The organism is Clostridium sp. CS1-1 (assembly GCF_056135525.1).
The window spans coordinates 384313-399650 of the sequence record NZ_CM148680.1 but is presented as its reverse complement, the minus strand read 5'-3'; the positions used below and the strand labels follow the sequence as shown (position 1 = coordinate 399650).

Genomic DNA, 15338 nt, shown 5'->3' with positions numbered 1-15338 from the left:
TTTGATTTTGACCTTCTATTTCTTATATGTTAAAATTAGTTACAGCAATAAAAATTGGAGGTTTCATTATGAATAACAAATTTAAAAAATTTGGCTTATTTTCAATAATTACATTTATGTTTTTATCTTTTGCAGCATGTTCTTCAAATAGTAAAACTGCAAGTAACAATGAAAATATAACTAAAAATTCAAATAATACACAGCAAAAGAAAGACGAACCTAAGATTAATAAAGATGAAAAAAAGACAAAAGCCTTAACTAAAGAAAAGGAAGTCTCAGCTGGACAAGTATATGTACAAAATAATGTTGCAGTAGCAACAATGATAATAAAAGACAATGTAAGTGAAGCAGATGCTAAAGCATTGGCAGAAAAGTATGCACAACAATTAAAGAAACAATATAAAGATATGAAGGTGAATGTACAAGCAGTTCAAAATGGAAAAAATATAGCCAATGTAACATTATAAGAATAAATGGGTAAACTGTACCTTGTAAGATAGACACAGAAAAGAGGCTGTGCTATCTTACAGGGTATTTTTGTATTTAACAATTTAGTATGATGAAGAAAAAAAGGGGGGAGTTCTATGAGCAAGTCAAGAAACAGGGACTCCATACAAGCTGAAATAGATATTTTGTCCAAAAATATACATGTTAAAAATGTTACTCCAAAACAAATTACGTATACAGATGCCTTTAAAGAATTATTTATCGCTGAACATAATGAGGGGATGCTTCCTAGAGATATTCTTATAGAGAATGGATTTGATCCTGAGATGATAGGACAAAATCGAATCGATCGTTGTGGTGTAAGATGGCGTTCAAAAGCAAATCGCCCCGAAAGGGTTAGAGACACACGAAAAGGTAACTCTGGAACAACCATAAGTTTAGAAGGCGAAATAAGTATTGAAGAGGAGTTAACACGTTTAAAGCAAGAAAATTCATTTCTGCGGGAACTACGAAGATTGGAAAGGCAGGTGATGCCCAATTCAAAATTAAACCAGATGAAAAGTACAAAATAATTAGAGGATTGTCAGAAAAAAGTAAATGTTGCCTTGACATAAAATATATGTGCGAAATGGCTGGTGTCTTACGGTCGGGCTATTATTCATGGTTGCAAAGAGAAGATCACCGAATCAAAAAGGAAGAGCAAGACAGACATGACTTTGAGCTTATTTTAAATACGTTTCAGTTCAAAAACAGAAACAAAGGTGCAAGAAGCATAAAAATGTTCTTATTCAGGAAACTTAGTATCAATATGAATCTTAAAAAAATTCGTAGGCTAATGGCTAAGTATGGGGTACGTTGCCCTATAAGGAAACCTAATCCATATAAAAAGATTGGTAAAGCTATAAAAAGCCACGCTGTAGGGAATAAAGTAAATAGAGAGTTTTGTGTGGGTAAGCCTGGTAAAGTTCTACTGACAGATATAACTTACATATACTATGGTTCTGGAAAATGCGCATATCTATCAACTATCAAAGATGGATGCACACGTCAAATACCATCTTATGTATTAAGTGAATCGCTTGAACTTCTTATTGCAACAGATACGATTCATTTTCTGATGGATAATAAATCATACGTTATATCAAAAGATGCTTACTTGCATTCAGATCAAGGTATCCATTATACAAGTAGAAAGTTTTAAAACTTGATAAAGTCAAAAGGATTTATACAATCTATGTCAAGAAAAGGAAATTACTGGGACAATGCTCCTCAAGAATCATTTTATGGTCATATGAAAGATGAGCTCAATCTTAGTCAGTGTGAAAAATTTGAACAACTTAAATCAGAGATTGATGAATACATAGAGTATTACAATAATAGACGTTACCAGTGGGATCTTATGAAAATGACTCCCAATGAATACTATAGTTATTTGACTACAGGTATTATGCCATATTAAAAATTTCACCTAGAAATTAATTTCTAGGTGAACAGCCTGTTTTATTGTGTACTTGACAAAGGGTACAGTTTACCCATTTTTCTATATTCTAAATTGCAAATAAAACATTAAATTATTGCTCATATCAGATGTATCTCTATACTTCAGTGACTTATAAAATTATTTTTCCAAATTTACTAGCTGATAAGATACTGTCCAATCATTTAATGATACATCTTCTTGTAATCGTACTCCAGTCGGAAATGCAAAATTACAAATCCTTGCCCTATAAGGGGCTACAGTAAAATCCTTCATTTTAAATGAGTCTGACTTTACTACGTTTCTATCTTGGTCTATTACAGTTACAGGTACTTTATCTATTTTGATTGGTCTTCCTGAAGCATTTCTCATTACACTTGTAACTAATATATTCCCATCTTTTTGAATTCCCACACTAAAGGTAGATATACTGAATTCACCTTCTTTTAGTTCTGGTAATTCATCTAAAAATTTTTCAAAAACAAGCTTATCTTCAACTTCAATTCCCTCTGGTAAGCCTTCATATGCGGTTTTAACCTTTGTAGTTATGCTGAAGTTTCCTTCTAAAGCTAATCTCCAATCATCTAGAGGGATCTTATCTACTTTAACATTCTTCCTATCAAAATAGAGTTTTACTGGTCTAGCTGAATGTGGCGGTAATTTACCTAAAGACTCTAAGTTAAACATTTGATAAGCTAAAGTTTCATTTTTAGAATTTACTATTATAAACGGTATATCTCCAAGATCTAAGTTTTCTGAAAGACCATTTCTTATATATGCCTTAACTTCAATTTTGTCCCCTAAATCATAAGCATAGATACCAGATACGTTTAATTGTCCTTCTTGTATTGGTGGAAGCTCTTCTAACTCTTCTACTAGAAGTTCTTTTTGAACATCTGAAATTACATTTTCATCCTTACTCAAAAGAGAAAGTACTGTGGGAACATAATCTTTATTATTATCTTCATTTTGAGCTTTACTGCCTTCTTTATTTTCTATCTTCTTTGCCATTTTATCCCTCCAAGTTACTTATAATAAATATCCTTAAACATTAGGATACTTAAAAATCATATGCTTAAAATTTCCTTAATAACTATACTAATATTTATATTATTACCTATACTTATCTAATATATCATAATGATTTTGTAAAATCAAATCTAATTAAATTAAAATTTGTCATAAACATAAAGACCCAACTTATACAGTAAGATATTTCATCAATCTCTATGTATAAGCTAAGTCTTCGGCTTCTCACATTATTTATTCATAAACCTCTACTGTAAGTTTAACTTTATTATTATATCCTTCTACAGTTCCTTGAAAACTCTGTGTTCCTAAACTATTTGTATCTACAATAGTTTTGTCCCAAGCAACACTAAAGTATTCGCTAGACTCATCCTCCATTGTGGCAGAAACAGCTACTGGTAGTTCATAAGACTCTCCTTGTTTAACTTTTACATTTACGTCTTTTATTGTATCTATACTAATTCTATCTGGGAATTGTTCACCTATAGTTCCATCTAGATTAATTCTATATGTATTTCCATTTCCGCTATTACGATAGTAAATCCAATCACCAGTTATAGAGAAGCTATCCACTTTAAATGCATTTAGACCAGTATCTTGTGTACCATCAATTCTCATCTTACGCAACTGACGTAGATTATCTTTACCTGGCACTACATAGTATACCCAATCACCATATATAATGGATTTATTAGGTATATCCACTATTTTAGTCTTTTCACTGCCATCTTCTTTTATCTTATAGGTATCTCCATCTGCATCCTTGTAGTAGATATAGTCCTTTACTACATCAATAACTGCTCCTCTAAGTCCAAGGTCAACTTCCTTATTATCAAGAGTTCCGTCCTTTTTCTTATTACCACTGGTAGGCATTTTACGGATTCTATCATCTCCGAGAGTTGTGAAGTAAATAAACCCACCTCTTACTGACATACTCTTTATATAATAGCTAGCTGATTGATTATCTTCGCGAGTATTTGAATCCATCTTGTGGAAACCGTCATAAAAACTTGAGTTTTCCTTAGTTATAAACTTATAGTCTGGTGAATAGTATACTTGATTATCAACTACTTTCATGTAAGGGTAGCCTTCTCCAAAAGTATCTTCATCCATACTGATTAATGTAGTTCTAAAACCTCCACCTGTTGATCCTTTGTAAATTGAAACAGACTCAGAACGTGAATGAATATTTGTAGAAGTATCTGAAGAAGCTACATAATAAAGGTCACTTCCTACAATATTTAAGTCTCTTGCATTTTTTACATCTGCTATTTTAGTTTCATCCTTGCCGTTAGTTCTTATTCTGTAAATTTTATTGCCGTTTTTAATATAGTAAATCCAGCCATTTTTTTCAACAACAAAACCTCCATTACGTAGGTTTCCTTCGCTGTTACCTTCATTATCACTTAAAACTTCCGCAGTATCCTCTGAAGAATCTGAAGTTCCTGAAGCTAACTGATTCACTAATCCATCCTTTATGCCTGCATTACCACCTAAAACATTAAAAGTATTAATTTTGCTTAATTTATCTTTTATAAAATATCTAGTTACATCAGAAATTTCATCACCTACTAGAACTATAGGATTTCCATCAATAGCTGCAAAAGCTGAACCAGATAGAGCGTCTGCAAATCCCTCTGAATAAGCTAATGAAACATTCTTAAAATCAATTTTATCTTCAAAAGCTTTTATAATATTTATGTTTCTCTCATACTTATCTTTTCCTGTAATTCTTTCAACATTAGGGAACATATTTGCCACTCCGTCACTGATTATATCTGAATCCCCTAATATATATGTCTTTGGAATATGATTCATAAATATAAAGTTTTTAAGACTGCTAGTAATGGAATTCTTAGATACCAATATTATTGGCATATTTAAATTGGCCGCTATAGGTGCTGCAGATAATGCATCTGTGTAGTCATTATCTATAGCTACTATAATTCCGTTATTTGTTCCTATTTGCTCTCCTACTTTTACAGAAGTTTCTCCTCTATCTTGTCCCTTATATCTTGTAGTTTGTATACCTAGTTTGCCTATAGCCTTTTCTACACTAGTTTTTACTACACCTTCTCCACCTATTATAAATACGCTTTTCACACCAAGTCTTTTTAATTCACTAGCAGTGTTACTATCCAAGCTACTACTTCCTGTAAGTAATATTGGTGCATTATATTTTTTAGCTAATGGTGCCGCACTTAAGGCATCTGGAAAGTTTTGGCCATTAACAACAACTGCATAATAAGAGCTCGACTGCCAACCTTGTTGTACAATAGCTGATCCAGTTTCATATCTATTATTTCCCCAAATTCTCTTAGTTTGTGGCGCTGCACTAGCATTTGTAGCAACAAATGCAGATATTCCTACAGCTGCAATAGTAATTAGCAACTTTCTATTAAGCATATTTATTCCCCCTTGAAGATTATTTGATTTAATATATTTATTGCTCAAGTTTAATACTAATTTATAACTAACAAACAACATCATCGATAAGCAATTTCATAATTTGACTAATGTACTCCTTAAAACTTAGCAAACTAAAGAGATTTTCTAAATTTATAAGCCAAATTATAGAGATATTTCTCTACAAAAATAATAATAAAAATGTAGTTTTCAATTATGTATTTAATTCTATATTATAAAGTAAATATTATCATAGTTAACTTCCGTTTACAATATTTAACCTAGATATGTGAAAACTTACCTGATCCATACGTTGACTCCCCGCTCCTCATTCCCACGCACTTTGTGAAAGCTACTCACACCAAATCAAAGACTTTGGTTCGCTGCTCTTCTTATATAAATATCCCAATTAGAAAGCTGACTTATTCGGAGAAACATAATACCAATTTGAAGGTAGCTTTAAATACTTTTTTTAGTAGTCTTAGCGAAGGACTTTATAAAAATCTTAGAACTTTAGATTGTCTGAGCGAAGCGAGTTATCTAAAGTTCTTAGGTTTTTATAAGGTGCGAGCTTTAGAATCATTAAAAAGTATTTATAGTGCCGAAGAACTGGCAATATATCCTGGCGTATAAGTCTAACTTCTGATCATTTTATCTATATAGATAAACCAACTAAATACTTGACTTATACAGAGGGATATATTAGTGATTCTGAAGCACATTTAAATACTTTTTTATGAGTCTTAGCTCGACTATAGGGAAAAGCTTAGAACTTCGACATGTCTGAGCGATAGCGAGTTTGGCGAAGTTCTTGGCTTTTCCCTATAGTCGAGCTTTAGACGAATTAAAAAGTATTTATGGTGCAGAAGAATTACTAATATATCCCGGGGTGTGAGTCTACTTTCGGTGTTGCTTATCTATAGTGCTTTCCCAGTAAAAATGTTACTTTTATAATACTTTCCAGTATAAATTTTATTTGTCAGATGTTATAATTATCTAAATATACAATAATTATTAGGCGGTGAAAAACTTGAAAAAGAAGTCAAAACGATATTTAAACTTAGCTTTAGCTCTTTCAGTTGCCTTTAACGCTTCATTCTTCTATGGACATTCCAATAAAGTGCTTGCTAAGACAAACCAAAACTATACTACAACAAATATATCTTCTTCCTTTGACACTATCTATTCCTTCGAAGATGGAGTAGCAAAGGTTAAGAAAGATGGTAAATATGGTTTAATAGCTCAAAATGGCCGAGTTCTTTTAGAGCCTCAGTTTAGCTCTATTGCTTCCTTTAAAGAGGGATTAGCCGTAGTAGAAAGAGGAGGTAAATATGGCTTCATAGATAAATCTGGAGCTATTATTGTAGACCCTCATTTCAGTAAAGTATCAGATTTTTATCTAGAAGGACTGGCACAAGTAAGTGATGGTACTAAGTGGGGCCTTATAAACAAAGCTGGTTCTCTTGTAACCTCAATTGAATTTGATACTATTTATGACTTCCGTGAAGGCTATGCAATAGTAAGAAAAAACGGTAAATATGGCATTATAAATAAAAGTGGCACTTTAGTTTTAGCTGCTGAGTTTGATGATGCACGTAACTTTAAAGATACTTTTGCATCTGTAAAAAAGAATGGAACCTGGTATATATCAGATGAAAAAGGTAAGCTTACTTCACTACCTTTTGACGACATTCAGTCCTTCCAAAACGGAGTAGCCCCTGTAAAAAAGAATGATAAATGGGGACTTGTAAATACCAAAGGAACTGTAATTTTAGAGCCTCAATTCAAATCCATAAGCTTCCTTAATAAAGACTTGCTTAAGTATATGGACAATGACCTCTATGGCATAATAGACAAAAACGGAAAGATAGTAATGAATCCATACTATAATGATATATTTTCCTTAGATGAGGAATATATAGCACTAAAGAAAAGTGATACTTATGGCCTTGCAAACGGGAAAGGAAATATTATTTTCTCACCTAAATTTGATTGGATATACAATATGGAAGAAGGCAAAGCAATAATAAAAGACCATGGCAAATATGGCTTCGTAGATATGAAAGGAAAAGTAACCTTAAAATCCGAATTTGACACGATTTATCCTTTTCACGAAGGTCTCGCTAGAGTAAAAAAAGGAAGCAAGTTTGGCTTTATAAATGACCTAGGTCAAACTATTGTAGAACCCACATATGATGATGCTAACGACTTTAAAGATGGAGTAGCAGCAGTAATGAAAAATGATGGACCTGACTATGGTGGCAATGATTTATCTAGCAAATATAACAAATGGGGCTTTATAGACAGATTAGGATCTACTGTTATTAACAGGAACCTTAATACTGTGACAAACTTCGAAGATGGCCTAGCCTTAACCCAAAAAGATACTACTTATAATGTTGTAAAAATTTCAGATATTCAGTATGAAACAAATAAGTCAGATGTGGATCCATTCAAAGTATGGACTATAAAATTCAGCGAAGCATTAGATGATAAGACTGAAATTAATGATGATGACAAAACAATAATAAGCAGCATAGAAAAAACTATGCTTAATAACATCAGAATTACAGATAGTTCTGGTCACTATGTAAATGCATCTTTTGAATTTAAAGGTCCTAAAACAGTAGTGATAACTCCTCCTTACAACGGATATAAAAAAGGAGAAAAATATAAACTTACAGTTCTTAATGATTTTAAATCTAAGAACGGACACCAATTACAACCATCTGTTACAGTAATGGATTTTTCAATAACTAATAAATAATTTTGGAAAATTAGAAAAGGGGCCGCTTAAAATACACATCTATGCATTTTAAGCAGCCCCTTTCTTTTTAACGTACAGTTATTGTTTTAGTCTTCAAGTCATCCCTTGATGGAGCAAATACAGCATAGTTTCCATTGCCATATTCCTTACCTCTAATATTAATATTGCTTGAATTATCATTTACACGTACATTAATTTGATCTCCAGAGTTCATTGCACTAGAATCAAACTTATAAATAATATTATGGTTATCATCTACTGTAAGATCTGTAACATTAAGCTTTGCACCAGTTGTTTCATTTGTGAATATAAAGTCATCATAATATGATGTCTTAATACTCTTATCAAGGTCTTGGTTAAACTGTATAGTTACAGAATCGTAGTTTGAAGAATTCTTTGCAGTCCATGTATCCTTATTTGTTACTGGTGGTAATAATAATGTAATTGAACCAGACCTTAACTTACGTCCAGCTGCATCAGCTGAGTCACCACTATATGCACTAATTGTAGCAGTAGCGCCGGATGCTCTTATGCCATCAATCTTTTCATTATCATCAACTCCAGCCTTAAACATTAGTATAACTTCTTTACCTTGAGTCATACCACTATCTGGTGTTCTTCCATCAATTCTAAAATCTTTTATACTTAAAACATCTAGTGAGTCAGTCAATGAGAATCTAATCATCATATTGTTACCATCATAAGTAACTTTTCCTGTATTCTCCACTAAACTTGGTCCTTCATTATAATCCTTACTTATTTCATCGCTAAATGCCACTGAATCTAACTCATTTCCATTTTGATCCTTAACATTTGCAACTCCCATTTTCACTACATATCTATCAGTAGTTCCTTTACCTATCTTATAACTAGATGGGAAAGTAACAGTTACATACTTATTATCCACTCCTGGTTGAATAGATGCATTAGATGGTAAACTTTTTGTATCTCCTGAACCATTTATGAAGAAGTAATTTGCAGGGTTAGTAATTGAAGATTCATCCATAGCTTTATTAAAGAATATAACTACATCTCTGTCAGAATCAGCCTTTTTAACTATAGATGTTACCTTTATTTTATCATCTCCACCTGCAATAACTGTAGTATAAGTATCCATAACATTAGGAGGTGAGTTTGTATCAACTATATTATTTATAGTTACTGTATAGTCGTCACCCTTCAATGCATCGCTATCTTCAAATTTAATGTTAAAGGTATCCCTATTATCTCCATACACATTGGATACACCTGCTATTGAAGAAATCTTATAAGTAATGTCCTCACCATCAGAATTATCAATTATCTTATAGTTAGACTTATTTGTTGCTGATCCGTTTGAAACCCCTTTATTAAACTTTACACGTATGGTTTTATTGTCTAATAAGCTTACACTTGTAACTTGAGGCTTAACATCATCTTGTCCAACATTGAAAGTTAACTTAGTTTCACTAATCTCATAGCCATAGCTGTCTAAGACATTATCATTTACGACTAAGGTGTTTTCTCCATTCTTTATTAAATCGCCTACATTTTTTATTTTTACAACTGTGTCGTTTGATCCAACATCAAATGATATATCTGATGAATTTACACTAACAATCTTACCATTTATTTTATAGTTTCCATCTTCTAGTGCCGTTTGAGTATCCATAGGTCTGTCATAAGTTACATAAAGCGTATCAGAGTTAGAAGTAGTTGCACTCTTAACCTCTGGAACACCCTGTGCAGGTTTTATGGAGAAGCTTAAAGTAGTTGAATCTAAAGGTAATCCTGCTACGCTGTCATAATTTTGTCCAACATTACCATCTGGGAATGTAATTGTATTACTTCCTTCTGGCAGTGCTGAATCAAAATAAAGTTCTACTCCATCTGTCCAATTGTCAGATGCATTAAGAAACTCAGTTTCACTTTTATTTAATGAGAAGTTTTGTATACTTTGTCTATTAATTTTTATTAAGTTTAAATCATCCTTATGAATTCTTATAGCTTTAGAGAATTTTACTATTAACTTATTTCCTCCCCTAACATCTATAGACTTTATTACAGGCTTATCAACATCGGAGAATGTAATCTTTTGCTCATACTCATCTATAACCTTATCTAGGTTCTCATCTAATATGGCATTTTTCACTTTAAAGGTTGCTTCTTTAAACTGATCAAATGGCTGTGTAAGTGTAATTACTACTGTTCTTTTGTCATCTTGTAGCGTTACTTTAGAATTAGTTTGGTAACTTGCTCCTAGCTTAGTTCCGTCAATTTCATAATTTGCTAAAAGTTCTGCTGAGTCCTTATCTACAGCTGTATTAAATTCAATCTTAACCTGATTTAATCCATTAGTAGTTATAGACTTTACTGTAGGGCTATCATTGCTTGGCTTTGGTACTGGAATAGGATCTGGATTAGTTGAGTTTATTCTAGATACTATATTATCTGAAACTACTGCTTTTCCACCTATTATATTTAAGTTAGTTTTATCATTTAATTTACCTTTTATATAGTTTATAGCATTGCTTGTAGTAGCATCTTCCTCATCTTCCACTAATACTAATGGAGACGATGCCTTTCCTGCCAAAGTAGAAGCTATAAGTGCATCTGCATAGCCCTCTCCACTTGCATTAGCAACAAACATCTTTTCTGCTTTTAGAGTATCTTGAAAAGCATTTAACACATTTAAGTTAGTTTCAAATCTGTTTGCTCCACCATTTATTCTAGTAACGGCTCCTAATTTATCAAATATAGAATTATTTATAGCATAAGTTGTACCAACTACTGTAACCTTTGAATTATTATTTTTTACGAAATCAAATACTGGTTTCATTGTGCTAGTGCTATTATTTCCAAGTAAAAGTATTTGTCCCTTAGCAGCAGCTATAGGTGCAACAGATAGAGCATCTGAGAATCCCTCTCCGCTAACTAAAAGAACATTGTCAGCACTTACTCCAAGATTAACTAATTCATTAGCAACAGCTATATTCGTTTCATATCTATTTTTACCAGTTAACTCTATTACATTATAATTGTAGCTTTTTAATGTACTTCTAATACTTTGCGATACAGAAGCAGTTCCTCCTACCACATATACATTTTGTGGATTTAAAGTCTCTAGTGCATTCTTCGCACTATCATTAAGTGATTTAGGTGTTGTTAATAGTATTGGTGCATCTAATTGCTTTGCAAGTACTGAAGCACTTACCGCATCTGCATACCCTTCCCCACATACTAACACTACATCTTTTGGGTCACTCCAATTGGAAGTTGCAACCTTAGCTGCAGTTTCATATCTATTTGATTCTCCAACTCTTGTAACTTGTCCTCCTGCAGCCTTAACCAATGGCGCTGGTATAGATGCAGCTAAAACTAAAGACATAATCATTAATTGTATAGATTTTCTATTCATTGTACATCCCCTTCCCAACTTCCTTTACAAGGAATCATATCAATATTATACCATAACTTTTAAATTGTGCATTACTGTTTTAAACTCAAGTACTTATATAAAAAAGGACATATGATAACACTACTAAAACTATGTTGTTATCAGTATATCCTTTTATTAATTATCTACAAGACGTTTAATCTACTGAATAGATGACGCTGTAGATGCGTGTCCATTTAGAGCATAATTAAATTGTTCTTGTGTAACCATATAATCGTTTATTGCCTTTTGTGTAGCCACTTTTTGATTGTTTAAAGTAAGTTCAGCAGAATCTAATGATACTTTATCTATATTTCCGTTAGCAAGATTTTGCTTTGCTTTCTCATAATTCATTTGAGCAACCTGTTCATTTAATAACTGTGTTTGAACAGCCTCTTCTTTATTTTTCAATGTGTAATATGCATTCCACAAGGATACTTGTAGACTATCACTATTGTACTGTAGTCTACTTTCTAATTCTTGCAAACTTAATTGCGAATTCATAGGCTGCGTAACTGAATCATAAGCATATTTAGTATATATATCAACTTGAACTTTTGCAATATCAATGCTCTTTCTTATACTATTTAAACTAGAATCTTTTTGAAGAGCATTAGTGATTTTAGCTTCTATTTCTGCATCATCAAATTTAACATAATCCTCTTTAGCAAAAGTTAAGTTCATATCTGTATTTAAATCCATATTTAAGTACTTCTTTACATTTAGTAAAGATTGCTGCATCTGTGTAGATGGAGCAGCTAATTGAGATAAAAGTTTACTTTTTTGAACAAGTAATGGATTTATATCATATTGAGTAGCTGTACCAACGTTAATCTTTGCTTGTACTTGTTGAATCTGTCCATCTAAATTAGTTATATTTTCATTAATATTGTCTAGTTGTTCTTTAGCTGTTACAGCATTCATATATTGTTTTTTCAAATCAAACTTTATGCTATTAAGCTTTTCATCCTTGCTATTTTTTTGGTCAACAATACTTTGTTCATCTTGTGCTGGTGTGATTTTCTGCTGCATTAAAATCTGTGCGTATTGACCATTTTTATACTGAGATGGACTTTTATCAGTTACATCAATAGATATAGCTTTTCTTTTATCACTGTCATACTGTTTATTAAGTGCATCTATCTTTTTATCTATAGCTTTTAAATCCATATTACTAATTTCTACATTCTTCAAAACCTCATCTAGTGTTAGAGCTGATGCATTAATACTTACAGAGGTAGTATTAGTAGTCGCTGGGCCTATAGCTTCATTCGTAGCTGCAAGTGAAGTAGTTGATATACTTAAAGAAATAGCTAAAGCAACTAAAAGACTTAATTTTTTTCTCATAATTTTTCCTCCATATTAAGACTTCTATAGGATTCTATTATTTCATTTGCTTCCTAGTAGCTTATTCCTGAAACTCCTATAGATTGAGTTGAAAGTTGTGATGAAGCATGACCGTCTAACATATATTTAAACTGTTCTTGTGCTATCATATATTCATTTACTGCTCTTTGAGTTAAATTACTCTCTTTATCAAGAGCTAGTGCCGCTGAATCTAAGGACACTTTATCTATCATTCCATTGTCATAATTACTCTTTGCTTTGTCATAATTAGCCTGTACATTTTTTTTGCTTAAAATTTGAGTTTCTACTGAGTTTTCATAGCTCTTTAAAGCATAATATTTACTCCATAAATTTGCTTGTGCAGATGCCATAGTGCTAACCAATGCCCCTTGAGTTGTTAGTAAACTCGACTCAGCACTGCTTAATCCACCACTACTATCATTATCGTATTGAACATATAATTCTTGTTGTTTTTGCGCTAAATCTAAATTACTTTGTGATTGTCTTACACCATAATCCTTTTCTACAGCTTTATTAATTTTATCTGCTATATTTGTATCATCAAATTTAACATAATCCTTTTGTGCTGGAGCTAGTTTTAATTCCTTATTTAAGTCTAGATTTAAATATTGCTTTATAGTTAATAAAGATTGATCTATTTGTGCATTAATAGAATCTACTTGAACTAAAAGCTGACTTTTTTGAACATTATATGGGTTTAATGAATCTGAGGTTGCTAGTCCCAAGGATATTTGTTGTTGTAGCTTATTAATCTGTTCATCTATATTAGATAAAGTTTTATTAATATTATCAATCTGATCTTTACAAGTTAAGATATTTAAATATTGTCTCTCTAAATCAAACTTTATGTTATTAAGTCTTACATCTACAGAGTCTTTTTGGTTCTTTACGTTTTGTTCATCTCTTAATGGAGTAATAAGTTCCTGCATTTTAGCCTGTAACTTATTAGTAGACGGCATATTCATAGATATAGCCTTATCATGATCTAAGTCATATTGTCTATTTAGATAATTTATTTTATCCTTCATAAGTTTTACTTCTGTATTACTGCCCTCTACATTATTTAAAGCATCATCCATTGTTAAATTTACGATATTACCATCTATTTTTATACTACTATTAGTTACGTTATTTACTGTAGTATTTGTTGCAGCTGCAAAAGATGTCGTTGATATACTCAAAGAAATAGCTAAAGCAACTAAAAGACTTAATTTTTTTCTCATAATTTTACCTCCCAGTTTACACTATATTGGCTACACTTCTAATTGCCGCTGCCTGTAAGACCTGATGCATTTGCACCAAGATTTGAAGCATAGTCAAGCTTTGTTTGTGCCAACCATATATTTCTTTCTATAGACTTTATAGCATTTTCCTTAGACTTAAGATTTATTGCTGCTTTATCATAGTCTATTTTACTTATCATGCCTACATTATAATTTGCTAGAGCATTATCATAACTCTTTTTTGCAGAGTCGTAATCCTTCTGTGCAGGAGCTAAACTTCTAATCTTATTTTGCAAATCATTATATAGTTCGTTTATTTCTATTGATATGTCTATTTTATCTGTATCTAATTTGTTTTGTGCTTCGTCTACTGGATACTTGTACATTTTATACTGTGGTGAGGTACTATAAAACATTCCTCTTACAGAACTAAATTCAAGTTTCTTTACATTAATGCTTTCATTATCATTTCTAATTTCTGCTCTGTTTGTTAAAGCTGCAGTTATATAATCTTGATAATTTCTTGGCTTTGCACCACTTGCTAATACATCTGTTGTAGTATCTATAGAATTTATATCTATACCTAAAAGCTTAAGCTGCTTAACAACGGAATCAAATTGTCTTTTCACCTTGTTTAAAGCTGCTTGTTCTGCAGAATAAGCTGCTTCTGCACTTTTTAACTCTATTGGTGATATCATTCCAAGTTCAGATTGAGTTTGTGCTTTTTTATACTGCATCTCAACATTATTGAAATTCTGCTGTTCTAAAGCTAATGCATCCTTGATAGTTACAAGCTGTGCATATGCTTGATATATACTTAATTTTAATTGATTTTTAGTTACTTCCCTTACATTTGTATATTGGAATATAGAATATTTATCTTCAAGTTGAGCAAAGTCTCTTGATTTAATAAGATTCATTTTTTCATCATCTGTAGCAGTTGACGAAAGATTTCCATTTCCTGAACCCCTAAGTGCATCTTTATAATTATTTTGAACTTGTTGTATTTGTAGATCTATCTTCTTAATTAAATAAGAATTTTCTATGGCCGTATTTATAGCAGCATCAATATTAACTGAATTTGCTGTAGGTTGTACTGTATCAGCGAAAACTGTTGATGAAAATAATGTGGTAGCCACAGCTACACTCATACAAAGTAATCTAAGTTTCTTCATGGATGTATGACCCTCCTTACTAATGGTTCAA

Annotated in this window: 8 protein-coding genes and 1 pseudogene; 3 read left to right on the top strand and 6 right to left on the bottom strand. The window is 31.8% G+C overall.

Annotated features, from left to right (window positions below):
• The first annotated feature begins 68 nt into the window (after positions 1–68).
• A complete protein-coding gene (locus AC0N0V_RS01755) occupies positions 69–467 on the top strand; it encodes a hypothetical protein (RefSeq protein WP_474461847.1) in 399 nt (132 codons plus the stop codon).
• Between the two features lie 117 nt (positions 468–584).
• Positions 585–1906, top strand: a pseudogene (locus AC0N0V_RS01750) (IS3 family transposase).
• A 159-nt stretch (positions 1907–2065) separates the two neighbouring features.
• On the opposite strand, the gene AC0N0V_RS01745 reads toward AC0N0V_RS01750, so the two are convergent.
• Together AC0N0V_RS01745 and AC0N0V_RS01740 are read right to left on the bottom strand one after the other, a co-directional pair.
• Complete coding sequence (locus AC0N0V_RS01745; RefSeq protein ID WP_474461846.1) at positions 2066–2935, bottom strand: SLAP domain-containing protein; 870 nt, start codon at positions 2933–2935, stop codon at positions 2066–2068.
• Positions 2936–3187: 252 nt separating this feature from the next.
• Entirely contained in the window at positions 3188–5359 is a 2172-nt protein-coding gene (locus tag AC0N0V_RS01740; RefSeq protein WP_474461845.1) for a cell wall-binding repeat-containing protein, read from the bottom strand.
• Positions 5360–6389: 1030 nt separating this feature from the next.
• Here AC0N0V_RS01740 and AC0N0V_RS01735 point away from each other — a divergent pair.
• A complete protein-coding gene (locus tag AC0N0V_RS01735) occupies positions 6390–8126 on the top strand; it encodes a WG repeat-containing protein (protein WP_474461844.1) in 1737 nt (578 codons plus the stop codon).
• 67 nt (positions 8127–8193) lie between these two features.
• Here the strand turns inward: AC0N0V_RS01735 and AC0N0V_RS01730 are convergent, their stop codons facing one another.
• The 4 genes from AC0N0V_RS01730 to AC0N0V_RS01715 all read right to left on the bottom strand — a co-directional run bounded on the left by AC0N0V_RS01730 (position 8194) and on the right by AC0N0V_RS01715 (position 15307).
• Positions 8194–11523 carry a cell wall-binding repeat-containing protein gene (locus tag AC0N0V_RS01730; RefSeq protein WP_474461843.1) on the bottom strand — a complete coding sequence of 1110 codons (3330 nt, stop codon included), beginning with the start codon at positions 11521–11523 and terminating at the stop codon, positions 8194–8196.
• 180 nt (positions 11524–11703) lie between these two features.
• Positions 11704–12888 (bottom strand): TolC family protein, encoded by a 1185-nt coding sequence (locus AC0N0V_RS01725; protein WP_474461842.1) that lies wholly within the window; start codon positions 12886–12888, stop codon positions 11704–11706.
• Between the two features lie 53 nt (positions 12889–12941).
• Positions 12942–14132, bottom strand: a complete 1191-nt coding sequence (locus tag AC0N0V_RS01720) for a TolC family protein (RefSeq protein ID WP_474461841.1) — start codon at positions 14130–14132, stop codon at positions 12942–12944.
• A gap of 38 nt (positions 14133–14170) precedes the next feature.
• A complete protein-coding gene (locus AC0N0V_RS01715; RefSeq protein ID WP_474461840.1) occupies positions 14171–15307 on the bottom strand; it encodes a TolC family protein in 1137 nt (378 codons plus the stop codon).
• Positions 15308–15338 lie beyond the last annotated feature (31 nt).

Coding starts and splice junctions, on each gene's coding strand:
- AC0N0V_RS01755 (WP_474461847.1), top strand. CDS start 69: ATGAATAACAAATTTAAAAAATTTGGCTTATTTTCAATAATTACATTT.
- AC0N0V_RS01745 (WP_474461846.1), bottom strand. CDS start 2,935: ATGGCAAAGAAGATAGAAAATAAAGAAGGCAGTAAAGCTCAAAATGAA.
- AC0N0V_RS01740 (WP_474461845.1), bottom strand. CDS start 5,359: ATGCTTAATAGAAAGTTGCTAATTACTATTGCAGCTGTAGGAATATCT.
- AC0N0V_RS01730 (WP_474461843.1), bottom strand. CDS start 11,523: ATGAATAGAAAATCTATACAATTAATGATTATGTCTTTAGTTTTAGCT.
- AC0N0V_RS01725 (WP_474461842.1), bottom strand. CDS start 12,888: ATGAGAAAAAAATTAAGTCTTTTAGTTGCTTTAGCTATTTCTTTAAGT.
- AC0N0V_RS01720 (WP_474461841.1), bottom strand. CDS start 14,132: ATGAGAAAAAAATTAAGTCTTTTAGTTGCTTTAGCTATTTCTTTGAGT.
- AC0N0V_RS01715 (WP_474461840.1), bottom strand. CDS start 15,307: ATGAAGAAACTTAGATTACTTTGTATGAGTGTAGCTGTGGCTACCACA.